This is a genomic window from Lichenifustis flavocetrariae (genome assembly GCF_026130545.1).
GTDB classification, from domain to species: domain Bacteria; phylum Pseudomonadota; class Alphaproteobacteria; order Rhizobiales; family Beijerinckiaceae; genus Lichenihabitans; species Lichenihabitans flavocetrariae.
Genome location: NZ_JAMOIM010000005.1, coordinates 134,233 through 158,150 on the forward strand (window position 1 = coordinate 134,233; position 23,918 = coordinate 158,150).

17 protein-coding genes are annotated in these 23,918 nt (G+C 63.7%); 10 read left to right on the forward strand and 7 right to left on the reverse strand.

Features of this window, described 5'->3' with window-relative positions; genetic code table 11:
- Window positions 1-3 precede the first annotated feature (3 nt).
- Window positions 4-789: an SDR family oxidoreductase gene (locus M8523_RS09795; protein WP_282584677.1), complete on the forward strand. Its 786-nt coding sequence runs from the start codon at window positions 4-6 to the stop codon at window positions 787-789.
- Window positions 790-793: 4 nt separating this feature from the next.
- On the opposite strand, the gene M8523_RS09800 is transcribed toward M8523_RS09795, so the two are convergent.
- Window positions 794-1,426, reverse strand: coding sequence for a LysE family translocator (locus M8523_RS09800; RefSeq protein ID WP_282584678.1), 633 nt, complete (start codon window positions 1,424-1,426; stop codon window positions 794-796).
- A 323-nt stretch (window positions 1,427-1,749) separates the two neighbouring features.
- Between M8523_RS09800 and M8523_RS09805 the strand changes: the two genes are divergently transcribed.
- From M8523_RS09805 to M8523_RS09815, 3 genes are all read left to right on the forward strand, one after another.
- The gene (locus tag M8523_RS09805) at window positions 1,750-3,105 is read left to right on the forward strand and encodes a hypothetical protein (RefSeq protein WP_282584679.1); all 1,356 of its coding nucleotides are present in this window, start codon (window positions 1,750-1,752) and stop codon (window positions 3,103-3,105) included.
- Window positions 3,106-3,418: 313 nt separating this feature from the next.
- Window positions 3,419-5,761, forward strand: coding sequence for an ATP-dependent helicase (locus tag M8523_RS09810; RefSeq protein ID WP_282584680.1), 2,343 nt, complete (start codon window positions 3,419-3,421; stop codon window positions 5,759-5,761).
- Between the two features lie 100 nt (window positions 5,762-5,861).
- Window positions 5,862-6,389: a BA14K family protein gene (locus tag M8523_RS09815; protein ID WP_282584681.1), complete on the forward strand. Its 528-nt coding sequence runs from the start codon at window positions 5,862-5,864 to the stop codon at window positions 6,387-6,389.
- Window positions 6,390-6,439: 50 nt separating this feature from the next.
- On the opposite strand, the gene M8523_RS09820 is transcribed toward M8523_RS09815, so the two are convergent.
- Window positions 6,440-7,555 carry an NADH:flavin oxidoreductase/NADH oxidase gene (locus M8523_RS09820; protein WP_282584682.1) on the reverse strand — a complete coding sequence of 372 codons (1,116 nt, stop codon included), beginning with the start codon at window positions 7,553-7,555 and terminating at the stop codon, window positions 6,440-6,442.
- 108 nt (window positions 7,556-7,663) lie between these two features.
- On the reverse strand, window positions 7,664-7,867 hold the full coding sequence (locus M8523_RS09825) for a hypothetical protein (RefSeq protein ID WP_282584683.1): 204 nt from the start codon (window positions 7,865-7,867) through the stop codon (window positions 7,664-7,666).
- Window positions 7,868-8,066: 199 nt separating this feature from the next.
- Here M8523_RS09825 and glgX point away from each other — a divergent pair, with 199 nt between their 5' ends.
- From glgX to treY, 3 genes are all read left to right on the forward strand, one after another.
- A complete protein-coding gene (gene glgX, locus M8523_RS09830; protein ID WP_282584684.1) occupies window positions 8,067-10,235 on the forward strand; it encodes a glycogen debranching protein GlgX in 2,169 nt (722 codons plus the stop codon).
- A gap of 10 nt (window positions 10,236-10,245) precedes the next feature.
- On the forward strand, window positions 10,246-12,087 hold the full coding sequence (gene treZ / locus M8523_RS09835; protein ID WP_282584685.1) for a malto-oligosyltrehalose trehalohydrolase: 1,842 nt from the start codon (window positions 10,246-10,248) through the stop codon (window positions 12,085-12,087).
- Window positions 12,088-12,213: 126 nt separating this feature from the next.
- Window positions 12,214-14,982 carry a malto-oligosyltrehalose synthase gene (gene treY / locus M8523_RS09840; RefSeq protein WP_282584686.1) on the forward strand — a complete coding sequence of 923 codons (2,769 nt, stop codon included), beginning with the start codon at window positions 12,214-12,216 and terminating at the stop codon, window positions 14,980-14,982.
- A gap of 57 nt (window positions 14,983-15,039) precedes the next feature.
- Here the strand turns inward: treY and M8523_RS09845 are convergent, their stop codons facing one another.
- On the reverse strand, window positions 15,040-15,495 hold the full coding sequence (locus tag M8523_RS09845) for a DUF3455 domain-containing protein (RefSeq protein WP_282584687.1): 456 nt from the start codon (window positions 15,493-15,495) through the stop codon (window positions 15,040-15,042).
- A 392-nt stretch (window positions 15,496-15,887) separates the two neighbouring features.
- Between M8523_RS09845 and M8523_RS09850 the strand changes: the two genes are divergently transcribed.
- From M8523_RS09850 to M8523_RS09860, 3 genes are all read left to right on the forward strand, one after another.
- Entirely contained in the window at window positions 15,888-16,229 is a 342-nt protein-coding gene (locus M8523_RS09850) for a hypothetical protein (protein ID WP_282584688.1), read from the forward strand.
- Between the two features lie 407 nt (window positions 16,230-16,636).
- A complete protein-coding gene (locus M8523_RS09855) occupies window positions 16,637-16,993 on the forward strand; it encodes a hypothetical protein (RefSeq protein ID WP_282584689.1) in 357 nt (118 codons plus the stop codon).
- Window positions 16,994-17,097: 104 nt separating this feature from the next.
- Window positions 17,098-20,565: an acyl-[ACP]--phospholipid O-acyltransferase gene (locus M8523_RS09860; RefSeq protein WP_282584690.1), complete on the forward strand. Its 3,468-nt coding sequence runs from the start codon at window positions 17,098-17,100 to the stop codon at window positions 20,563-20,565.
- 17 nt (window positions 20,566-20,582) lie between these two features.
- Here the strand turns inward: M8523_RS09860 and M8523_RS09865 are convergent, their stop codons facing one another.
- Genes M8523_RS09865 through M8523_RS09875 form a run of 3 tightly spaced genes read right to left on the reverse strand, consistent with a single transcriptional unit; the run spans window position 20,583 to window position 23,834 of the window.
- Complete coding sequence (locus M8523_RS09865) at window positions 20,583-21,623, reverse strand: 3-carboxy-cis,cis-muconate cycloisomerase (protein ID WP_282584691.1); 1,041 nt, start codon at window positions 21,621-21,623, stop codon at window positions 20,583-20,585.
- Entirely contained in the window at window positions 21,620-22,414 is a 795-nt protein-coding gene (gene pcaD, locus M8523_RS09870; RefSeq protein ID WP_282584692.1) for a 3-oxoadipate enol-lactonase, read from the reverse strand. The genes M8523_RS09865 and pcaD overlap by 4 nt, the downstream gene beginning before the upstream one ends.
- Window positions 22,415-22,451: 37 nt before the next feature.
- Window positions 22,452-23,834, reverse strand: coding sequence for an MFS transporter (locus M8523_RS09875; RefSeq protein ID WP_282584693.1), 1,383 nt, complete (start codon window positions 23,832-23,834; stop codon window positions 22,452-22,454).
- Window positions 23,835-23,918: the final 84 nt, after the last annotated feature.

Sequence of the window (23,918 nt, forward strand, 5' to 3'; positions counted from 1 at the left end):
GTCATGGATCTCGAATTGGCGGCCAGACGCGTGCTGGTTGTGGGCGCGAGCCAGGGTCTCGGCAAGGCCATTGCGGCGACCTTCGTGGCCGAGGGTGCGGTTGTGGCCGCGGCCGCGCGCTCGCGCGGCAAGATCGAGGTTTGGCGCGGTACCTTGACGGAACGGGAGGCGAGCCTTGTCAGCATCCATGATCTCGATCTCGCGGACATGGCCAGCGTCGACCGACTTGCCGACGCGCTGCTGGCACGGGGCGGCATCGACATCCTGGTCAACAATTGCGGCGGCCCGGCGCCGGGTGGTGTCGTCGGAACCGCAACCGAGACCTGGACCAAGGCCTTCGCCAGCATGGCGGCCTCGGTGTTTCATCTCACCGACCGTCTGATCAAGCCGATGATCGAACGGAAGTGGGGCCGGATCATCACCATCGGATCCTCCGGAGTCGAGCAGCCGATCCCCAATCTCGCCGTGTCGAATGCGATCCGGGGAAGTGTCGCGGGCTGGTCGAAGAGCCTCGCCAACGAGGTGGCCGAGCATGGGATCACGGTCAACATGGTGCTGCCCGGCCGCATCGCGACCGAGCGGCTCGAAAGTCTCGATCAAAACCGCGCCGGCAAACAGAACCTCGCCATCGAGGAGGTCCGCCGCCAATCCCAGGCCGAGATCCCGGCCAAGCGCTACGGCACACCGGAGGAATTCGCGGCCGTCGTGGCCTTCCTGGCAAGCGCGCCGGCCTCGTACGTGACAGGCAGCATGATCAGGGTCGACGGGGGCGCCACCAAGGGCCTCTGAGGGCTCAGCGTCGGAAGGCGAGGTTGCGGCCCGAATCCCAGAGGATTCGGCCGCCGAACAGCATGAAAATGGCGCCGACCACCCTGGTCACCACGACACCGTGCCGGGCGAAGAAGCGGCGAACCAAAGGCAGGCCCGCGGCGAAGACGATGAGGGCATAACCCGGGACGAAGCCGACGAAAGCGGCCAAGAGCAGCTTCGGCCCGTCGATCCAGCTCAGTGCGCCCGCATACGGCAAAGCGATGGCCGCGAACATGGCGGTCGCCACCGGATAGGCCTTGGGGTTCGTGAGGCCGAAGGCGATTCCGGTCAGCCCCGGCCGCTGCGCGCCGATGGGCTCGGGTTCGGCCGTGGCGCGGGTCGTGAGGGCTCTAAACCCGAGGTAAATCAGATAGAGGCCGCAGACGAGACCGAGCGCATCGAAGAGCGTGGCTCCGAGCCGATTGGCCCCGACCAGTGCGGCGATCGCCAGCGCGCTCCAGAGCACGTCGCCTGCGAGATGCCCGGTGAGAAAACGGGCCGCAGCGGGGCGTCCACGCGCGGCCGCGAGTGAGAACACGGCCAGAAAGGCAGGTCCGGGCGAGACGACATAGGCGAAACCGGCGAGCGCGGTGGCGAGGAAGAGTGCGATGGTCATGGGATCCAGGCGCTTGATGCAACACGGCTATCAGAATTCGCTCTGCCGTGCGTGAACGCGACCCAATGAGGTTGAGTGGAATTTTGCAACAGGATGAGGGTTCGGACGTAAAGATCCCGCTAAATGTCACTGATTTGTCACGGCCCGATCCTACCAACATTAAGGATTGTTTATTTAGGAGAGTGTCCACGATGCCGTACGGGAAGTTTGTCACACTGACAGGAAAGAGCGTTCCTCAGATATTGGCTCTCTCACTTCTTGCCGGCGCGGCGCCGACCGCTTTGCGTGCCGCATCTCTCACGAACTTCACGCGAGGAGATCTGGTGATCGATACGGTCACCGGCACCTCGCTCGACAAGGCCTCGGCCATCATGCTGCAGGAATTCAGCCTTGGGGCGGGTGGCACCTCGGCGACCTCGGTCGGCTCCTTCGCGCTGCCGCAAACGTCGAGCGGCGGCAATCATGCCATCTCGGGTGAATATGGGTCTGCTTCGGAAGGTTTCCTGCAGCAGTCGACGAACGGCAAGTACCTCACCCTCATGGGCTACGGGGTGAATGCCGGCAATTTCAACGCCGCGTCGGGAGCCGCGACCTATGGCATGACGGCGCTGGGGCAGACGACAAGTCTCAACGGACAGTCCGTCACAACCGTGCCGCGCGTGGTAGCCTTGATCGGCGGGAACGGGCAGGTCGACACGAGCACCGCGCTCACGGGTGTGTTCAACACAAACAATCCGCGCAGCGCCGCCACCGTCGACGGCTCATCCTTCTATGTTTCGGGACAAGGAGCCAAAGGCGATACGACCCAAGGGGTGTTCTACGCGACCCGTGGCGCCTCAACCGCGACCGCGATCGACACCAGCACGGACACGCGCGACGTGTCCATCTTCAACAACACCCTCTACGTGTCGCGCGACTACAATCCGCCCAACGGTGGCAATCAGAATTTCACTAATGTGAGCAGCCTCACGGGCCCCGGAGTAACCCTTCCGACCTCCGCGGCAGGTCTTGTGGAGACCCACATCGTTCCTCCCGCTTCGCCGTTCTCTACGACAGGCGGCAACAACGGGTCGATTGACCTGACGGCCGGGCTGGCCAACGGGGTGAACAACAGCCGGATCGGCAAGTTCGTCTACCTCAGTCCAGAGCAATATTTCTTCGCGAGCCCATCGGTCCTCTATGTCGCCGATAGCGGCCAGCCAAAGAACGGAAATGTCGAAAAGGCGGCTCTCGGCGAGGGCGGTCTGCAAAAATGGGTACTGACCAACAACGTTTGGACGTTGCAGTATGACCTCGCGGCTGGATTGGACCTGAAAGACAATGGCAAGGCCAACTCGAACACACCGACCGCGCCTGGCGTGACGGGACTTTTCGGTCTGACCGGAGAAGTCGTTGGAAACCAGGTGGAGTTGTTCGCGACGAGCTACGGCCTGAACGAACTCTCCCCAAGCTATCTCTACGAGATCACGGACGACCTTTCATTCAGCACCATCGCCCAAGCCGGGGGAGAGACCTTCAACACGCTCTATGCGGCTCCCTCCGATGTTGACATTCGCGGCGTGTCCTTCGCGCCGGTCTCCACGGTGCCTCTGCCGGCCGGCCTGCCGCTCTTTGCCGCCGGGACGATTTTGCTTGGGCTATTTAGCCGGCTCAACAAGCGTCACGCCAAGGTCGGCTAGGGATCGTCGATCGACCATCGATCTATGGAGCAGTTTCCCGAATCAGAAGGCGCAACGCACGATTGACACCTTCCGATCACGCGAACTGGCGACTATGCGAGGCAGAACCGTTGCGGTCTTGAGGACCCAAGCAAGTGCCAAGCATGGTCGCGCCGCCGAGGCGGAGGATCAGGCCGGCTTCTGAACTGTCGGGCGGGAGCCGAATGGCGCAGACCGCCCCAAACTCGATTGATTCCCACTTTGTTCTTGTGGCCTGCGGTCTTATTTGCGACCCATGCGGCGGCGATGATCGCGCCAATTTGGAGTTCGTTTTTTGGCTGAAGCCCCCGCCGTCGCCCATACTGGCCCCCGCTCCGGCGGATTGGCGGAGCGCGCGCGGGCCACGATGGGCACGCCGGCCTATATTGCCGGGCTCAACCCCGAACAGCGCCGGGCCGTTGAAGCCCTCGATGGTCCTGTCCTGGTTCTGGCCGGTGCGGGGACGGGCAAGACGCGGGTCCTGACCACCCGCATCGGGCACATCATCGCGACCGGTCGCGCCAAGCCGCACGAAATCCTGGCCGTGACCTTCACCAACAAGGCGGCACGCGAGATGAAGGAGCGCATCGCGGCGCTGGTTGGCCCGGTGGCCGAGGGCATGCCCTGGCTCGGCACGTTCCACGCGATCTCGACCAAGATCCTGCGTCGGCACGCCGAGCTCGTGGGTTTGAAATCGAGCTTCACGATCCTCGACACGGACGACCAGATCCGCCTGATGAAGCAGGTGCTGCAGGCCGAGAACGTCGACGACAAGCGCTGGCCCGCGCGCGGCCTCGCCAACCAGATCGACAGCTGGAAGAACCGCGGCCTCGAGCCGAAAGCCGTGCCGGCGGGAGAGGCGGGCGCCTTCGCCAATGGCAAGGGTGGCGTGCTTTATGCCGCCTATCAGGCGCGGCTGAAGACACTGAACGCCGCCGATTTCGGCGACCTGCTGCTCGAAACCCTGCGGCTCTTCCGCGAAAACCCCGATGTTCTCGCGCAATACCAGAACCGCTTCCGCTACATGCTGGTCGACGAGTATCAGGACACGAACGTGGTCCAATATCTCTGGCTGCGGTTGCTGGCACAGGGACGCCACAACGTGTGCTGCGTCGGTGACGACGACCAGTCGATCTATGGCTGGCGCGGCGCGGAGGTCGACAACATCCTACGTTTCGAGCACGACTTTCCGGGCGCCACCGTGGTGCGGCTCGAACGCAACTATCGGTCGACCGGCCATATTCTCGCGACCGCCGCCCATCTGATCGCCCACAACGACGACCGACTCGGCAAGACGCTGTTCACCGACGACGCGCTCGGGGAAAAGCCGACCGTGACGGGCGTTTGGGATTCGGAGGAGGAAGCGAGGCTCGTCGGCGACGAGATCGAATCGCTGCAGCGTCAGGGACAATCGCTCGACGAGATCGCCATCCTGGTGCGCGCCTCGTTCCAGATGCGCGAGTTCGAAGAACGTTTCATCACGCTCGGCCTACCCTATCGGGTCATCGGCGGTCCGCGTTTCTACGAGCGGCTGGAAGTTCGCGACGCCCTCGCGTATCTGCGCTGCGTCTCCCAGCCGGCCGACGATCTCGCCTTCGAGCGCATCTTCAACACGCCGAAGCGGGGCCTCGGCGATTCGACCCTGCAGACGATCCACAATTCGGCACGCGCCCTCGAAGTACCGCTAATGCAGGCGGCCCGGCAGCTCGTGGAGACCGACGAGCTGAAGCCCAAACAGCGACAGACCATCCGGGCCCTGATGGAGAGTTTCACCCGATGGTCCGGCCTCATGGAGACGACGCCGCCCGCGCGGCTGGCCGAAACCGTCCTGGAGGAATCCGGTTACACAGATATGTGGAGCAAGGACCGCACGGCCGAGGCGGCGGGGCGATTGGAGAACCTGAAGGAATTCGTCCGCTCGATGGAGGCCTTCCCGGATCTCGGCGCCTTCCTGGATCACGTCTCGCTCGTCACGGATACGAGTGACAACGAGAGCGGCGAGCATGTCTCGATCATGACGCTGCACGGCGCCAAGGGTCTCGAATTCGAGACCGTATTCCTGCCAGGCTGGGAGGAAGGCCTTTTTCCGCATCAGCGCTCGCTCGACGAGAATGGCCGCGCGGGTCTCGAAGAGGAACGCCGTCTCGCTTATGTGGGGATCACCCGCGCCAAGCGTCGCGCGAAGCTCTTCTTCGCCACCAACCGCCGCATCCACGGCCTCTGGCAGAGCACGATTCCCTCCCGTTTCGTCGATGAGCTGCCGGAAGCCCATGTCGAGGTCAAGGAAGGTGCCCAGGCCAAGCGTTACGGCGCCTATGGCGCCTCCCGCTTCGACCGGCCGGATGCCTTCGCGTCCTCCTATACGACACCGGGTTGGCAGCGCGCCCAGCAAGGCGGCACGGCGCGGGCCAAGGATTTCGCCGAGAATCGTGGTCCGTTGCGTCGGGACTCCCGGTTGATCGAAGGCGAACTCGTCGCGAGTTCAAGCAACGTGTCGGGCTTCACGAAAGGAGCCCGGGTCTTTCATCAGAAGTTCGGGCCCGGCACCATCGTCCTCGTCGACGGCAATAAGCTGACGGTGGAATTCGACAAGGCCGGACGCAAGATGGTGCTCGACAGTTTCGTGCAGGCAGCTTGACGGACGGCGCATCATGAAGATGAAAACTTAGCCATAATGGCGATTCCTTAGCAACTTCTCCTGGCAGGTTTCGTTGCACGTTCCAAAAGGAGTGCAACACATGACATCATCGCCCTGGATTGCGGCCTTAGCCGGAGCCGCGATCTTCGCCGCAAGTCTGCCGGCATCGGCGCAGGTCGTTCGATTTGACCCCGGCGTCAAAGATGCGGCCTCCCCCCTCTTCACCGACGTGCAGTTCAGAGGCGGCCATGGCATGCGCCACTTGCCTCACGGGGGTGGATTCGGGCATCGGGGATTTGGCGGCGGCCCGCGATTCGGCGGAGGCCGGCGCTATGGCGGTGGCGGCTATGGCTACCGGGGTGGACGAGGCGCGGCGATCGGTGCGGGAGTCGCCGGACTCGCGGCCGGCGCGCTCATCGGAGGCGCCCTCGCGGCGCAGGCCGCACCGGCCTATGGTTACGGCTACGGGTATGGCGATCCAGCCTATGCTGGGGATCCCGGATATGCTTACGCGCCTGTCGCGCCGGCGGGCGACGACACAGCCTATTGTTCCCAGCGCTACAAGTCCTACGACCCGTCGAGTGGGACTTACCTAGGCTACGACGGGCTTCGCCATCCCTGCCCCTGAGAAAATTAAAGGCCGGACTCAGTGTCCGGCCTTCTTCGTCGCAGACGGGCTTAACGCTGCCCCACGGCGGCATTCTTGAACAAGTCATTCATTCCATGCGGCTGAGACCGCCAATATTGCTTCGGTGCATCCACGCGTGCTCCTAGTGCGGCCGCCGCGTGCCAGGGCCAGCGCGGATCGTACAGCACGGCGCGGGCAAGCGCGACAGCGTCGGCTTGACCTTGCGCGACGATGTCCTCCGCCTGATGCGGCTCGGTGATCAGTCCCACGGCGATGGTGGGCAAGCCGACGTCCGCCTTGATGCGCCCGGCGAACGGCACCTGATAGCCCGCTCCGATCTTGATCGCCTGCAGCGGCGACACGCCTCCGCTCGACACATGGATGGCATCGCATCCGCGTGCCTTCAGGGCCTGGGAGAAGGCCACGGATTGTTCGATGTCCCAGCCGCTCTCCACCCAGTCACTGGCTGAAATGCGGACCCAGACCGGGATCTGGTCCGGGATGGCGGCACGCACGGCCTCGAAGACCTCAAGAGGAAAACGCATGCGGTTCTCCAGGCTGCCGCCATAGCTGTCGGTACGCTTGTTGGCCATCGGCGACAGGAACTCATGCAGCAGATAACCATGGGCGGCATGGATTTCGACGCCGTCGAGGCCGAGCCGCACGCTTCGCCGGGCCGTCGCCACGAAAGCGTCGCGGACCCGATCAAGTCCCGAGGCATCGAGAGCGTGCGGCGCCACTTCTCCTTCCGCATGCGGCACGGCGGAAGGCGCTTCCGTGTCCCAACCGTCCGCCGCCTCGGGGGCGATCTGCGCTCCGCCTTCCCAGGGAGCTCGACTGGAGGCCTTGCGGCCGGCATGCGCCAGTTGAATCGCCACCTTGATGGGCGAATACCTTCTGATGGCCGTGAGCACCCGCGCAAGTGCCGCCTCGTTCTCGTCCGACCAGAGGCCGAGGTCCGTCGGGGTGATCCGCGCCTCGGGGGAGACCGCGGTGGCCTCGATGATCAGCAGGGCGGCGCCCGACAGCGCGAGCTGCCCCAGATGGATCATATGCCAGTCGGTGGCGCTGCCGTCCTCCGCCGAATATTGGCACATCGGTGCAATGAAGATGCGGTTGGAAAGATCGAGCGCCCGCAGGCGCATGGGTTCGAACAAGGCGCTCATGCAGAATTCCTTCAAGGTAAGATCGATGGCTTACATGGCTCTATTTCGTTCGAACCACAACCTGAGACAGGTGACCGTCCATGAGCAACCGCAAAAGCCCGAGAGCGCTCAACGCCGACGCGACTCATTGTCTTCCGGCACGGGTACCAGTAGGCCTCGCGCGGCTTCCGCGAGTTCATTGAGGGCCGCGACCGCAAAATCCTCATGAACCCGACGGCGGCTTGTTCCCGCGATGGCGGTCGCGGTGCGGCGGGCGATCGCCAGAACAGCTTCGACGCCATTGTTATAAGCAAGGGCCTCGGCGCGGGTCATGGCTTCTCCTCCAGCTAGCGCCGTGCGGGTCCGGGCCGAGCCGATTTCCAGCGCCACGCGGTTCTGATGGGCCGCGCATCACCCAACATAACAGGAATGCGATCGCGACGCCTTTGCGGCGCACACTTTTCGCGTTTCGCGCGTTCGGAGTCGGGAAAGCGTGAGCGAGGCCTTAGCTTCGCGCCGACAAGGATCACCGATGAACAAAATGGTACGGCAGCGATTCCTTCAGGAAGGTTCACCCCATCCACACGGAACAGTTTGGGATGGGCGCGGCACCAACTTCACCCTGTTTTCGGCGCATGCCACCAAGGTGGAGCTGTGCCTGTTCGACAGTTCGGGTCAGCGAGAGACGGACCGCATCACGCTTCCGGAATATACCGACCAGATCTTTCACGGCTACCTTCCCGAAGTGAAGCCTGGCACGCTCTACGGCTATCGGGTGCATGGCGCCTACGAGCCGGAAAGTGGACACCGCTTCAACCCCAACAAGCTGCTGCTCGACCCCTACGCGCGGACGCATTCAGGCGATCTGATCTGGGATCCGGCCGTTTTCGGCTACATCATGGAAAGCGGCGACGACACGACGTTCGACGAACGGGACAGCGCCCCGTTCATGCCGAAATGCGTCGTGGCCGACATGCACAAGTCGGGGATACGGCAACCACGGAACCCGCGGAATTTCTGGTCGAACTCGATCATCTACGAAACCCATGTGCGCGGTTACACCAAGCAGCATCCAGCCGTGCCCGAGAACCTGCGCGGAACCTACGAGGGTCTCGCCACACCCCAGATCATCCGCCACATCAAGGATCTCGGCGTGACGGCGGTGGAACTCCTGCCGATCCATACTTTCGTGACCGACAAGTTCCTCATCGATAAAGGTCTGACCAATTTCTGGGGCTATAATTCGATCGGCTTTTTTGCGCCGGATCCGCGTTATGCGGCCGACCCCCTGAACAGCGTCAGGGAATTTAAGGACATGGTGGCCCGGTTCCACGACGCGGGCCTCGAAGTCATCCTCGATGTCGTTTTCAATCACACGGCCGAAGGCAACGAGAAGGGCGCGACATTGTCGTTCAAGGGCATCGACAATTGCTCTTACTACCAGCTGCAACCCGACAACCCGCGCTTCTACAACAACGACACCGGCACCGGGAATACGTTCAATCTCGCCCATCCGCGTGTGATGCAGATGGTGACGGACTCGCTGCGCTACTGGGTGCAAGAGATGCACGTCGACGGGTTCCGCTTCGATCTGGCCTCGACCCTGGCGCGTGGTCCCCACGGATTCGACCGCCGCAGCGCCTTTCTGCAGGTCTGCAGCACCGATCCCGTGCTGAGCACCGTGAAGATGATCGCGGAGCCGTGGGACATCGGCCCCGGCGGCTATCAGGTCGGCAATTTCCCGCCAGGTTGGGCCGAATGGACCGACCGGTTCCGGGATGACGTGCGCGATTACTGGCGTGGTCATGCGCCCATCAGCACGATCACCACGCGCCTGTGCGCCTCGGAGGCGACCTTCAACCACGAAGGGCGACGGCCCTGGTCCTGCATCAACTTCATCTCGGCCCATGACGGGTTCACGATGAAGGATGTCGTGACCTACAACGAGAAGCACAACGAAGCCAACGGCGAGGACAATCAGGACGGAAACAGCGACAATCGCTCCTGGAATTGCGGTGTTGAGGGTCCGACCGACGATCCTGAGATCCTCGAGCTGAGGGCCCGGCAAAACCGCAACCTGATGGCGACGCTCCTGTTCTCTCAGGGGACACCCATGATCCTCGCCGGCGACGAATTCGGCCGCTCTCAGGAAGGCAACAACAACGCCTATTGCCAGGACAACGAGATCTCCTGGGTCAACTGGGATATCGGCGAGTACGGCGAGACCTTGCTGGCCTTTACGAAGCGCTGTGCCGCCTTGCGCCATAAATATCCGGTGCTTCGACGCAATCGCTTCTACACCGGGAAACTTGACGAGGAGCACGGGGTCCACGACGTCCGTTGGATCAGGCCGGACGGAAACGATGCCGAACAGGCGGATTGGGACGGCGGCGCCAAGACCATCGGCATGCTGATGGATGGTCGTGCGCAAGTGCATTCCGTGCCGCAGGACGGCGATCATTCGACGTTGCTGATCCTGTTCAATTCGCACCATGAGGCTGTAGACTTCACGTTGCCCGACGAGCTTGACGGCCGAGAGTGGAGTCTGCTCCTCGACAGCGCCGATCCGGAACACAAGCGGGAGCGGTTCAAGATCGGCACGCCCTATGAGATCGGCGGGCGCACCCTGGCGCTGTTTGTCCTGAGCACGCGCACGCCGGCTCCAACGCCAGATCCGGCTAAGGCCGAAACTCCTGAATAAGGCACGATTGATGACGGGTAAGATCCGCCGGCGGCATACGATGCCGCACGGTGCCGAGTGGCGGCAGCGCGAAGGCACCTTGTTCCGCCTTTGGGCTCCCGCCCATCAGGCGATCGATCTTGTGATCGAACAGGAAGGGCGTCCGCGGCGGAGGCGGATGGCGTCTCATCCTGAAGGTTGGCATGAGGTCCTCGATCACGACGTCCAACCGGGCGACCGCTACCGGTTCGGTCTGACCGACGGGACGCTCGTCCCTGACCCCGCATCCCGTTTCCAGCCGAATGACGTGCATGGGCCGAGCCTTGTCGTGGATCCCGACGCCTTCAACTGGACGGATGGCGCATGGCGGGGGCGCCCCTGGGCAGAGACGGTTCTGTATGAACTCCATGTCGGCACTTTCACGGACGCGGGTACGTTCGCGGCCACAATCGACAAGCTCGATCATCTCGTGTCGCTGGGCGTCACGGCGATCGAAGTGATGCCGGTGTCGGATTTCCCGGGCGGGCACGGCTGGGGCTACGACGGTGTCCTGCCTTACGCGCCCGAGAGTCGCTACGGCACCCCCGACGACTTCAAGGCTTTCGTCTGCGCCGCACATGCGCGCCAATTGTCCGTGGTGCTCGACGTCGTCTACAACCACTTCGGTCCCGATGGGAATTACCTCGGCGCCTATGCGCCCGGCTTCTTCACGGAGCGCCACAAGACCCCATGGGGGGCGGCCGTCAACTTCGACGGGCAGCACAGTTCCCCCGTGCGCGAGTTCGTGATCCATAACGCGCTATACTGGCTGGAGGAATTTCATCTCGACGGGCTGCGGCTCGACGCCGTTCACGCCATCGTGGACGACAGTCCGGTGCATGTGCTGCGTGAACTCGTGGAGCGTGTGCGTGCCACGATCACGGATCGGCCTGTCCACCTGATCCTCGAAAACGAGGACAATTTGGCAAGCCGCCTGGCGCGCGTGACACCGGGCAACGGCGCCGACCGATACACCAGCCAATGGAACGACGACGTTCACCATGTGCTGCATGTGGCTGCGACAGGCGAGCATCAGGGGTACTACCAGGATTATGTCGGCGATACGGAAAAGCTCGGCCGGGCGCTGGCCGAGGGCTTTGCGTTTCAGGGCGAAATGATGCCGTATCGGGAGACGGAGCGCGGCGAGCCGAGTACCGATCTGCCGCCGGAAGCCTTCGTGGCCTTCATCCAGAATCATGATCAGATCGGCAACCGCGCCTTCGGGGAACGGATCAACGCGATCGCGCCGCCCGAGGCCGTGCGAGCCGTCGCGGCCGTCTACCTCCTGTTGCCGCAGATCCCGATGCTCTTCATGGGCGAGGAATGGGCGGCCTCGACCCCGTTCCCGTTCTTCTGCGATTTTAGTGGCGATCTCGCCGAGGCCGTGCGCAAAGGACGCCGCGAAGAATTCGCCCGTTTCCCGGAATTTCAGGACCCCGAAAAACGGGAGCGCATTCCCGATCCCGAGGCGGAGAGCACGTTTCGCTCGGCCAAGCTGAAGTGGGATGAAATCGAGACGGATCCGCACCATGCCGTTCTGGCTTGGACCAGGGACGTGCTGGCGGCCCGAAGACAGCACATCGTGCCGTTGCTCCCGTCGATCACCCGTGCCGGCACCGCGCGCGTGATCGGACCTTCGGCCGTGGCGGTCGAGTGGCGCGCCGGTGAAGCCATGACGCTGGTCCTTGAAGCCAATCTCAAGGCAGACCCGCAAGAGGGCTTTACCACTGGAGAGGGCCGTTCCATCTGGCTCGAAGGTGACGCGACAGGCAAGGCACTAGAACCTTGGTCCGTGCGTTGGATTCTCACCGACAGTCGACCCCGCGCTGTGTGAGCCGACGCACGATGTCCGCGTCCTCCGGGCGCGGGCGCATGTCACGAGTGACTGACCCGAAAGATTCCGCCCGCCGATCGCTTTCGCGGTCGCGGGACACGTGTGCCACCGAGAGATTTCACCCCAATGATCCCCCGCGCCACCTATCGCCTGCAGTTCACCCCGACATTCGGCTTCGACGATGCGGCGGCGCTCGCGCCCTATTTGGCAAAGCTGGGCGTCAGCCATCTCTATGCCTCGCCCTACCTCAAGGCACGACCGGGCAGCACGCATGGCTACGATATCGTCGACCACAATGCGCTCAACGAGGAACTTGGCGGCGCCGATGCTTTCGCGCGCATGAACGCGGCCCTGAAGGCGAATGGGCTTGGCCAGATCCTCGACTTCGTGCCCAACCATATGGGCGTCGGTGGAGCCGACAATCCCATCTGGTTGGACGTCCTCGAATGGGGCCAGGATTCTGTCCATTCCGGTTGGTTCGATATCGACTGGAACCCCGACAGGCCCGACCTGAAAGAGGCCGTCCTGATCCCTTTCCTGGGCGAGCAATACGGAGCCGAACTCGAAGCAGGCAAACTGCAGCTCAAATACGATGCCGAGGCCGGCAGTTTCGCGGTCTGGGCCTATGATGCGCACAAACTTCCCGTCTCCCCGCTCCATTATGCAACCATCCTGGGCGCGGGCAGCCGCCGGCTGGAGCGGTTGGGCGATGAGTTTTCGACGCTGCCGAACTGGCGTCCGGGCGAGCATGCGCGTGCCGAGGAGCTGAAGCGGGATTTGGCGGACGAGACCCGCCGCGACCCCGCTTTCGCCAAGGCGATCGAGGCGGCCGTCGCGCGGTTCAACGGCCAGGCGGGCGATGCCGCGTCCTGGTCGCGCCTCGATGCGTTGATCCGTCTCCAGCATTGGCGCCCGGCGCATTTCCGCGTGGCGGCCGACGACATCAACTACCGCAGGTTCTTCAACATCGCCGAACTGGCGGGCCTGCGCATGGAAGTGCCGAGGGTGTTCGACGACTCGCATCGTCTTGTCTTCAGCCTGCTGGCGGACGGCACGATCGACGGGCTCCGCATCGACCACATCGACGGTCTGCTCGACCCCAAGGGGTATCTGGAACGCCTGCGCGCGAGGGCGCCTGCAACCCCGGACAACCAACCCTTCTACCTCGTCATCGAGAAGATCCTGGCGGAACACGAGAAGCTCCGCACCGAGTGGCCCGTGCAAGGCACGACGGGCTACGAGGTGACGAACCTTCTGCTCGGCGTGATGATCGACGCCCGCAACGAGACGGCCTTCAGCCGCATCTACGCGAATTTCAGCGGCGAAACCAAAGGTTTCAATCGCATTCTGCGCGAGTGCAAGAAGCGCATCATGGACACCGAGATGGCAGGCGAGCTCAACGGGCTCGCCCGAGACATCGTCCGCATCGCCATGCAAAAGCCCGCCACGGCCGATTTCACGCGCAATCTCCTCCGCCGGGCCATCCGCGAGATCGTGGCCAACTTCCCGGTCTATCGGACCTATCTGGACTTCGAGGGTGAGCCGACCTGGTTCGACCGTTTCACGGTCGACCAAGCCATCACCCAGGCCCGGAAGTCCGAGGGCACCATTGACCCGTCGGTCTATGAGTTCTTGCGCGCTGTCCTGACCGGCGATCTCGTGGCGGAACCGCGCTCCGGCTACAGCCGCAGCGCGGCGCTCCGAAGCGCCATGAAGCTGCAGCAATATAGCGGCCCCGTGATGGCCAAGGGGCTCGAGGACACGGCCTTCTATCGCTACAACCGGTTCATCGCGCTCAACGAGGTCGGCGGCCATCCGCAGCATTTCGAGTTACCGCTCGACACGTTCCACAAGGCCAATGCCGAGCGGGCCAAGCTGTGGCCGAACTCCATGCTGGGCACCTCCACCCACGACACGAAACGCGGCGAGGACGCACGGGCGCGTCTCGCGGCACTGTCGGAAATTCCCGACGAATGGGCCGTGCAACTGGCCGCCTGGGGAAAGCTGCTGCAACTCGAAGAACAGCAGGGCGATCCGGAGGCCGCCCCCGACCGCAACGACATCTACGCGATCCTCCAGACGTTGGTCGGCACTTGGCCACCCGAATTGCTCGACGCGCCGGCGGCGGGGTCCGAGGCCATGAAGACCTACGCCGAGCGGGTCAAGGGGGCGATCACCAAGGCGATGCGCGAGGCCAAGGTCCATTCCTCCTGGAGCGCCCCCAATGCCGACTACGAAGAGAAGACCCTGAGCTTCATCGACAATGCCCTGACGGGCGCGCTGGCGACGGATTTCCTGCCAGCCTTCCTGCCCTTCGCGCGGCGCGTCGCCGAACTCGGCGTGCAGAACAGTTTGGTGCAAACCGTTCTCAAACTGACGCTACCCGGCGTCCCGGACATCTACCAGGGCACGGAATTGTGGGACCTCTCGATGGTGGATCCCGATAACCGTCGGCCCGTGGATTTCTCGCAGCGTGAAACGATGCTGGGGGAGCTCGCTGCGACGGACGGGAACACGATGTCCTCGCTCCTGTCGGATTGGCGCGATGGTCGCATCAAGCTCGCGGTTCTGGTCCGCCTCCTGAAACTCCGCCGCGACTTTGCCGAACTTTTTGGCGGCGGAGAGTACATCCCCGTGCAGATCGAGGGGGGTAAAGAGGCTATCTTAGGATACCGCCGTCGCCATGGGAGCACAGACATCCTCGTTGCCGTTGCTCGTTTTCCAGCGCGCCGCGCCGCGAACCCGCTCGACATCGATTGCAGGATCGCGCTACCCGAGACGAAAGGTGGAACTTGGACCGATGTCCTCACGGGCCGGACATGGGACGGTCGTGACATTTCCAGTGCCGACGCTTTCAGGCACCTGCCCGTCGCGGTCTTGGTGCGAGCTGAGTGAGGTCCTGCCCGGTTCAGACTCGCGCTGAAGGGGTTCCGGCGAGCGCGTCGGAATGTCCTACTTCAAGAAAAGATAATCGGCCGAATAAGGCTCTGCGCGGAGCGCGCCTGGCGTCGAGCAGGATCCTTTCACATCGCCCCCATGCGTGTTGAGTCGCAAAACGAGCGAGGCCGCCTGCAATTCGCCGCTGCCCTCATGATCGACGACATCGAGCTTCAGCAGCGCAATGTCGCCCGGGGCCGCTCCGGGCGCGTTTGCGGAGACCTTGCCCTTGACGATCTCGCCGTGCCCGATCTCCCAACTCGGCCCGGCATAGTGGCGGCCGACCGTCTTGCCATCGACCATCAATGTGGCGATGGGCTCACGAAACGCCCAGACGGTTTGGCCATCCGATCCGGTCTTGCACTCGTAGATCTGCGCGCCTTCGGCATGAGCGGTGAGGACCGGTGTGCGGTTGGCCACAGCAAATACCGCAGGTGTCATTGGGGATGTCGCCATTGCAGGTGTGGCCATGCCAAGCATCGCTATGATCGCGGATATCGCCACGGGTTCCAGGGCTCTCGACGCAGTCACGGCAGATCCAATCCTGATAGCTTTCGCTCGTCGCTGATCGTAGCGGAAAAAGTGGGCCGAAAAACAGCTCTGTCGCCGCCGATCCGTTGAGACCAGACACCTTCGGACTCCGCACAAGCATTTTAGGAGCGATGGCTCTCCCCGTGCGACTGTCAGTGTGGGACGGGGAAAGCCATCGAACGGCCACATCATGATCAGGGTACGTTCGACGTCGCTTTTGCACCCGCCTCACTCAAACGCACCATGACGACCGTCGAAGAAGATGGTGAGCTTATTCGGGCGCGCTTGCGATTTTTACGACATCGAGGCGCCCTATCTTGAAGAGGCTTATTATGACAGACAAGCTATTTGCTGCACAAATACTAACTCCAAGTCAATCGATCACCTCAGGTGACGGACGCTTCAATCTTATCCTGCAAGAAGACGGCAATCTCGTTCTTTATAGAGTGCGGGATCATCATGCCCTTTGGTCATCCGGCACCAATGGGCAGGATATAAAACGAGCCGCCATGCAGGGCGATGGAAACTTCGTGCTCTATCACACAGATGGTCGACCCTCCTGGGCAACCAACACAAATGGCAAAAACGGTTCCTTCCTAATTCTCCAAAACGATGGAAACCTTGTCATTTACTGGCCGCAAGACCCTGTCTGGGCTAGCGGCACCGTGCAGTAGATCGACCTTTTCAGCGCGTTGCCACCTCAGTAACTGGCGAGGCAAGCCGGGCCGAAGATAAAGCCTGGCCGACAGCACTCTCGACACCGGGCGGCGGCGCGATCATCATCGCCCTCATGGACAGAGGTATCACGCAACGATCCACTTCGACCGAGAGGCAGCTCTTTCGGCGCGCTCGTAAAGGGCTCAGATATTCCTCCCGATGCGGCGATCGATCTCGATCGCCGTACCCTGAGAATGTGCAAGAAAACGGCCTTGATGCGCACGAGACGGATCAAGGCCCGTTCATCGAAGGTATTCGCGGGGGCATCCGTACTATGCGGCGTATCTGGACATTACCTTTATCTTCGATCGTGGCGTTGGGCCTTTCGGCCTGTTCGAGTTCGGCACTGCCGATGATCTCGGACATGACGCTTCCAAAGATCCCAATCCCCCACGCGCTGCGGATCGAGGAGACGGTCGACAAGCCCGCGAACCTCATCGAACGCGCGCTGTCGGAGTGCGACAAGCGCATTGAAACCGGTGAGGCCGCATGCGTGAAATCGGCACTCATCACTCAAAAGGTGATGCTGCCGAACCTGATCGCGATGCTGCACGGCTGCCACCAGGGCGAGGTGTGCCACTACGCCTATACGACGGATGACCAAGTTGGACTTTTCCACGCCACCTCGTCCCACTTCATTGTGCACTGGCGGGTCGATTTCGACCTGACGCATCCCGTTGGCGCACTCGAGGCTGTACCGGTCACGGTCGTCCGGGTCTGAACGGGCTGCAACGGGTCCTTGGACTCGCCCAACTGGTCAAACCGGTCGACAAGAGATAGGGCAAGGCCGCGCTTTTCGGCGTGCGAGATCGCGAGCGGAGCACGATGGTCACGACCCTTCTCACGACCCGGCGCTTTGCGCCGCTTTTCGCCTGCCAGTTTTTTTCGGCATTCAACGACAATGTGCTGCGAAATGCGCTCGTGCTGCTCATCCTGTTCAAGATGGGCGCCGCTGGAAATGACATGCTCGTGCCGCTCGCGGGCGCCACGTTCATCGCGCCCTTCTTCTTCTTGTCCGGGTTGGGCGGGCAGATCGCCGACCGCTACGACAAGGCGGCCGTCGCACAGCGCCTGAAATTGGCGGAAATCGCCGCCGCGGGTCTGTCGGTGGCCGGTTTCTCCTTGCATTCGGTCCCGATGCTGTTTGCGGCACTCGGGCTTTTCGGCGTCATCGCCGCGCTGTTCGGGCCTATCAAATACGGCATCCTGCCAGACCATCTGGCACCCGAGGAATTGGCAACCGGCAATGCGCTGGTCGAAGCCGCGACCTTCCTGGCCATCCTGCTTGGAACGATTGCGGCCGGCATCGCCGCGAGTTCGGCGAGCGATTCCGCCTGGCTGAGTGGGCTCGTCATGGTCTTTGCCGTGCTCTGCTGGCTGTCGAGCCGGATGATTCCCCCGACACAACGCGGCGCACCGGACCTCGTCATCCAGGTCAACATCTTCAAATCCACTGGGTCTCTCCTGCGCGACCTCTATGCCGACTCAAGGCTGTGGCGCTGCGGTCTCTACTCCAGCTGGTTCTGGCTCGTCGGCTCCGTGGCGCTGGCCCTTCTGCCGTCGCTCGTCCGGCATGTGTTCAACGGCGATGCCCATGTGGCGACGATGCTGATCGCCGTTTTCGCCATCGGGATCGCGGCGGGTTCCGGACTGGCGGCGTGGCTGAGCCATGGCCGCAACATCCTGCTGCCGATCGTCCTTGCCACGGTCCTGATGGGCGTCTTCAGCCTCGAAGTCGGCTGGAGCAGTCGTGGTTACGCACCCGGCTTGGAGCCGCTCGGCATCTGGCAATTCCTGGCCGGCGGTCCGACATTGCGGGTTGCGATCGACTTCTTCTTCCTGGCCATGTCGGGGGGCCTGTTCATCGTGCCGGCCTTCACGGCGCTTCAGGCCTGGAGCGACGAAGCCCGCCGAGCCCGCACCATTGCGGCCGTCAACGTATTGAATGCCGCCTTCATGGTGGGGGGCGCCATTCTCCTGGCGGTGCTCCAGGCGGCCGGATTGCAGACGCCTTCGCTCTTCCTGCTGCTCGGCGCCTGCAATCTCGCGGTCGCCGTCATCGTCTATCGCACCTTGCCCACCCGCCCCTTTCGGGATTTTCTCGTCCTGTTCTATCGGCTGGCCTACCGCATGGAGGTGCGGGGGGCCGAGAACCTCGCCAAGGCCGGTCCCAACGCCATTGTCGCCTTGAACCACGTCAGCTTTCTCGACGCCGGCCTCGCTCTCTCCCTGCTCGACCGGGATCCTGTGTTCGCCATCGACAGCGACATTGCCCAGCGCTGGTGGGTGAAGCCGGCCCTGCGCCTCACCCGCGCCATGCCGCTCGACCCGACCAAGCCCCTCGCAACCCGCACCCTTATCAATGCCGTACGGGAGGGCGAAACGCTGGTGATTTTTCCCGAGGGCCGAATCAGCGCCACTGGAAATCTGATGAAGGTCTATGACGGCGTCGGTTTGATCGCCGACAAAACCGGCGTGCCAGTCGTGCCGGTCCACATCGACGGTCTGGAGCAGACGCCTTTCTCGCGGCTTAGCAAACGGGAGATCAGCCGACACTGGTGGCCGAAGGTCATCGTCACGATACTTGAGCCGGTGCGGCTCGACATCGATCCGGACCTCGTCGGCCGCAAGCGCCGCCAGGCCGCGGGTGTGGCACTCTACACCGTGATGTCCGACCTCGTCTTCCGCAGCACGCCAACCGACCTCACGGTGCCGGAAGCCCTGATTGCCGCCGGCAAGAAGAATGGCTGGCGCCGCATATGCCTGGAAGACCCGTTGAGCGGTCAGATGACCTATGGCCGTCTCATCCTCGGCATGAACATCTTGGGCCGGAAGCTGATGCCGCTTGCGCCACTCGGCAAACCGCTCGGCGTGATGCTGCCCAATGCCAACGGCACTGCCGTGACGGTCTTCGCGGTCATGTCGGCCGGCCGCGTGCCCGCCATGATCAACTTCTCGGCCGGCCTCGGGGCCGTGCTCTCGGCCTGCCGAACCGCCGAGGTCGGCACGGTTCTCACCTCGCACGCCTTCATCGCCAAGGCGAGGCTCGAGAAGCTGACCGAAGGCATGACGCAGAGCGGCCTGACGCTTGTCTATCTGGAGGATGTCCGCGCCACGGTCGGAACCGCCGACAAGCTGCGCGGTTTCCTCAGCCCAAGCCGCCCGCTGATCTCCCGAAAGCCCGATGACGCAGCCGCGATCTTGTTCACGTCGGGTTCGGAAGGCGTGCCCAAGGGCGTCGTTCTCAGCCATCGCAACATGCTGGCGAATGTCGCGCAGGTGGCGGCCCGGATCGATTTCGGCCGCACCGACAGGGTGTTCAATGTGCTGCCGCTGTTCCACAGCTTCGGGCTCACGGCCGCCCTGGTCTTGCCGCTGGTCTCGGGCGTGCAGGTCTATCTCTATCCTTCGCCCCTGCACTATCGGCTGGTGCCGGAACTGATCTACGGCACCAATGCGACGGCGCTTTTCGGCACCGACACGTTCCTGACCGGCTATGCGCGTTTCGCCAATTCCTACGACTTCCGTTCGCTCCGCTATATCGTGGCGGGCGCCGAACCCGTGAAGGATGCGACGCGCCGGATCTATCTGGAGCGGTTCGGACTCCGCATCCTGGAAGGCTATGGCGTGACCGAGACGGCGCCGGTCCTGGCGCTGAACACGCCGATGTTCAACCGTTTCGGCTCAGTCGGTCGGCTCCTGCCCGGCATCGAGTCGCGCCTCGATCCCGTCCCGGGCATCGAAGAGGGCGGGCGGCTGCAGGTGCGCGGCCCCAATGTGATGCTCGGCTATCTGCGGGCCGAACATCCCGGCATGCTGGAGCCGCCAGAAGGCGGCTGGTACGACACCGGCGACATCGTGACGATCGATCCGGACGGGTTCGTGACCATAAAAGGTCGGGCTAAGCGTTTCGCCAAGATCGGCGGCGAGATGGTGTCGCTCGCCGCGATCGAAGCTCTCGCGAGCGCCCTCTGGCCCGACGCGCGCTCGGCGGCCGCCACCGTCCCCGACGCGCGAAAAGGCGAGCGCATCGTGTTGGTCACCGAGAAGGAACACGCCCGACGGGTGGATTACGTGGCTTTCGCCAAGGAGCGCCACGTGGCCGAGATCGCGTTGCCGGCCGAAGTTCTGGTGGTGGATAAGCTTCCGGACCTCGGGGGAGGCAAAATCGACCTCCTGGGGGTCACGAAGTTGGTGCGGGAACGGGCGGAGCACATCGCAGCGGATTCAAAGCCACCGGGCGACGAGGTTCGTAGCGCAGATCTCCTTCCGGCCGGGAGCTCTCCAGGCTGAGCTCCGCGCTCCGGCAATTACGTGAAGCTGAGGGCGTCGACCAAGGTCTGCGCCGTCGTGAGAGCTGCGCCGGTCGTGACGACCATCTGGGGCAGCACTATCCACTCCAGCGTCCACGCGGCGCCGGAGCGCTCGTTCTCGTGGACGAGGGCCTGATGCAATGTGCCGAGGGCGCCCGCGTTGAAGCGTGCCATCGCGACCAACACTTCGGCCGCGACCGGGTTCTGCTTGTGCGCCATAGCGGACGAGGTGCCGCCACCCGCGACCTTGAGGGCGGCCACCTCGTTCTGCGCCAGCAACGCGACATCCTGGCCGAGCTTGCCGAGGGCGCCTGACACCAACGACAGCCAGGAGCCGAATTCAGCGATGCCATCCCGTTGTGAATGCCAGGGCGGCGCATGACCAAGGCCAAGCCGGGCGGCGAGATTTGCCGCAATGGCGTCGGCCCGCTCACCCAATTCGACCCGCGTGCCGACCGGGCCGCCGAGTTGCAGCAGGAGAAGCCGAGGTTTCAGTTCGGCGAGCCGCGTCTTGTGGCGGACGAGCGGCGCCTGCCAGGTCGCGATCTTGTCGGCCGCGCTAAACGGCAGCGCCACCTGCATGCGCGTATGCGCCATCAGGCGCCGGCTACCATCTCGCGCCTTCAGGGCCACGAGGCCTGCCCCAAGCGCGTCGAGCCGAGCCTCCAGGATCGTGATTGCCCGGCCGAGCCGCAGCACCAGGCTCGTATCGATGAGGTCCTGGCTGGTCGCACCCATGTGGAGTGCGGCGCCATGGATGTCGCCGACGGCCGCGCGCAGCTGCCTCACGAGCCCTGGCACCATCACGCCATCCTGCGCCATGCTGCCGGCCAGGACAGCGAGATCCGGTACGAACCGTGCACAGGCTTCCCCGATTGCGGTCGCGGCTTCGGGCGCGATCAGCCCGCATTCGGCCTCGGCCATGGCCAAAGCAGCTTCTATTCGGATTTGGGCCTGAAGATCGGCCTCGTCCGAAAAGAGCGCTTCGAGTTCGGCGTCGCCGACGAGGGCGCCGAGCAGTGAGCGGCCTGGGGTCAACGATAGCCCGCCTGAGACAGATGCTGTGAGATCAGGTCGACCAGTATTTTGGGTTGCTCGACGCACGGGATGTGGCCGGCGCCCGTGATCATCGCGAAGCGGCTGTGCGGAATGAGATCCGCCGTGCCACGTACGAGAGCGGGCGGCGTCGAGAGATCCTGATCCCCAACGAGGCAGAGTGTCGGGACCGAAATCGTCGCCGCGCGCTCACGCAGATCCGCGTCGCGGATCGCCGCGCAGGTCGCAGCATAGCCTCCCGCGGGCTGCCGCGTCAGCATGTTGCGCCAGCCCTTCATGGCGGTGGGCTCGCCGGCCCGGTAGGCGCGAGTGAACCACCGCTCCAGCACGCTGTCGGCGATGGAGTCGAGCCCCTTGTACTCGGCAGCCTCGATGCGCGCGTCCCAGGTCGCGGCGTCACCGATCTTGGCGGCCGTGTCGCAGAGCACCAGAGCCGCTAGCCGATGCGGCTGGTCGGCCGCGATCGCTTGCGCGATCATGCCGCCGACCGAGAGTCCCACAAGGGCAAAGCGGTCGATCTGGAGAAGGTCGGTTAGGCCAAGAAGATCGCGCGCATGATCGTCGATCGTGTAGGGCCCACGTGGCGCGTCGGACAGACCATGGCCGCGCTTGTCGTAGACGACCACGCTGTATTGGTCGAGCATCTGCGGCACCACCGCGTCCCAGATCCGCGCGTCTGTGCCGAGCGAATTTGCAAAGATCACGACGGGTTTCTTGGGGTCGCCGACGCGAGTGGCATGGAGAACGGTGCCGTGGCAGTTGAAAAACGTCATGCGCTACGCCTTTCTATCAGTTATCTCGGCCCGGGCCTTACTCGGCGGCGCCGCTCGGCACAGGCGCGAGCGGACCAGAGGCCGAGGATCCCGCCCCGACATGGCGCTGTATCAGCGCGAGGAACAGGGCAACGCCCAGCATCGCGGCCGCGAGCACATTCAGATAGCTGGACGGACCGGCGGCCGAAATTACCGCCGCGCCCACAAAGGCCGACAGAACGGCACCAAGCCGGCCGAACGCGAGCGCCGTCGCCGTGCCGGTCGCCCGAATCTTCGTCGGATAGGCATGCGCCGCGACGGCATAAAGCGTCGATTGCACCGCATTGACGAAGAGCCCGTGCAATCCGAGCCAGAACACCATGGCACCCGGTGAGCCGAGCCCTAGGCGCTCCAGAATGAGCGCGCTCGCGGCGGCCCCTAGAGCGCAGATGATCTGCGGCCATCGCGAGCCGAAGCGAGAGATCACGAAGGCACAGACCAGGGCGCCGATCACGCCGCCGAAATTATAGGCCGTCAGTCCGGACCCAGCCGTCGCGACATCGAGTCCCTGAGCGGCCAACATGGTGGGAAGCCAGCTGAAGGCGCTATAGACGGCAAGCAGACAGAGGAAAAACGAACCCCACAGCGCCAATGTGTCCCGCGCTCGGCCGGCCTCGAACAAGGCACCCACCCCGTCCCGCGTTTCGAATTTTTGTTCGGTCCGGTCCGTGAAGGTCGCACCCTCCAAGGTCTTGCGCCCCATGCGCTGCAGCAGTGCGACGAGTTCGGGCCAGCGGTCGCGTCGACGCGTGAGAAACCGCGGTGATTCCGGAAAGCCGAAGAGGAGCACGAGACCGAGGACAAACGGAAGAATGCCGCCGGTCCAGAACAGCACGTGCCATCCGAAGGCGGGCAGGATCTGGCCGGCGAACAGCCCAGCCAGCATGCCGCCCAAGGGCACGCAGGTGATGGTGGCCGTCACCGCGATGGTCCGGTAGCGGGATGGGGTGAATTCCGCCGTCATGGTGGTGGCGGTCGGCAACGCGCCGCCGATGCCAAGACCCGCCAGCAGACGGAGGACGCCGATGGTGAACAGGCTGTCGGCGAAGCCGATCGCGCAAGTGGCGAGGCCCAGGAGAACGAGGCTGCCCAGGACCGCGACGCGCCGGCCGACCCGATCGCCAATCCATCCGGCAAAGAAACTGCCGATGCTCATGCCGATGAGGCCGCAGGCGACGACGGGCGCGAAATCGCCGCGCGTGACGTGCCACTCCTTGATGAGCACGGGGATCGCGAAGCTGATCAGCTGGCTGTCGAACCCATCGAGCAGGACCGCCAGGGCCGCCAGGCAGGCCACCGTCTTCTGCAGACCGGACCACATGCCGCTGTCGAGAAGGTCGCCAATGTCGACGCTCCCCACGTCGCTGCGCAGATTGCTCATTCCACCCTCCGCGATCCGTGTCCCCGGTCAGACCGTCCGGGGCCGTCCGCCTTTATTCTTGCAGCGACACATCACTGCGGCGCG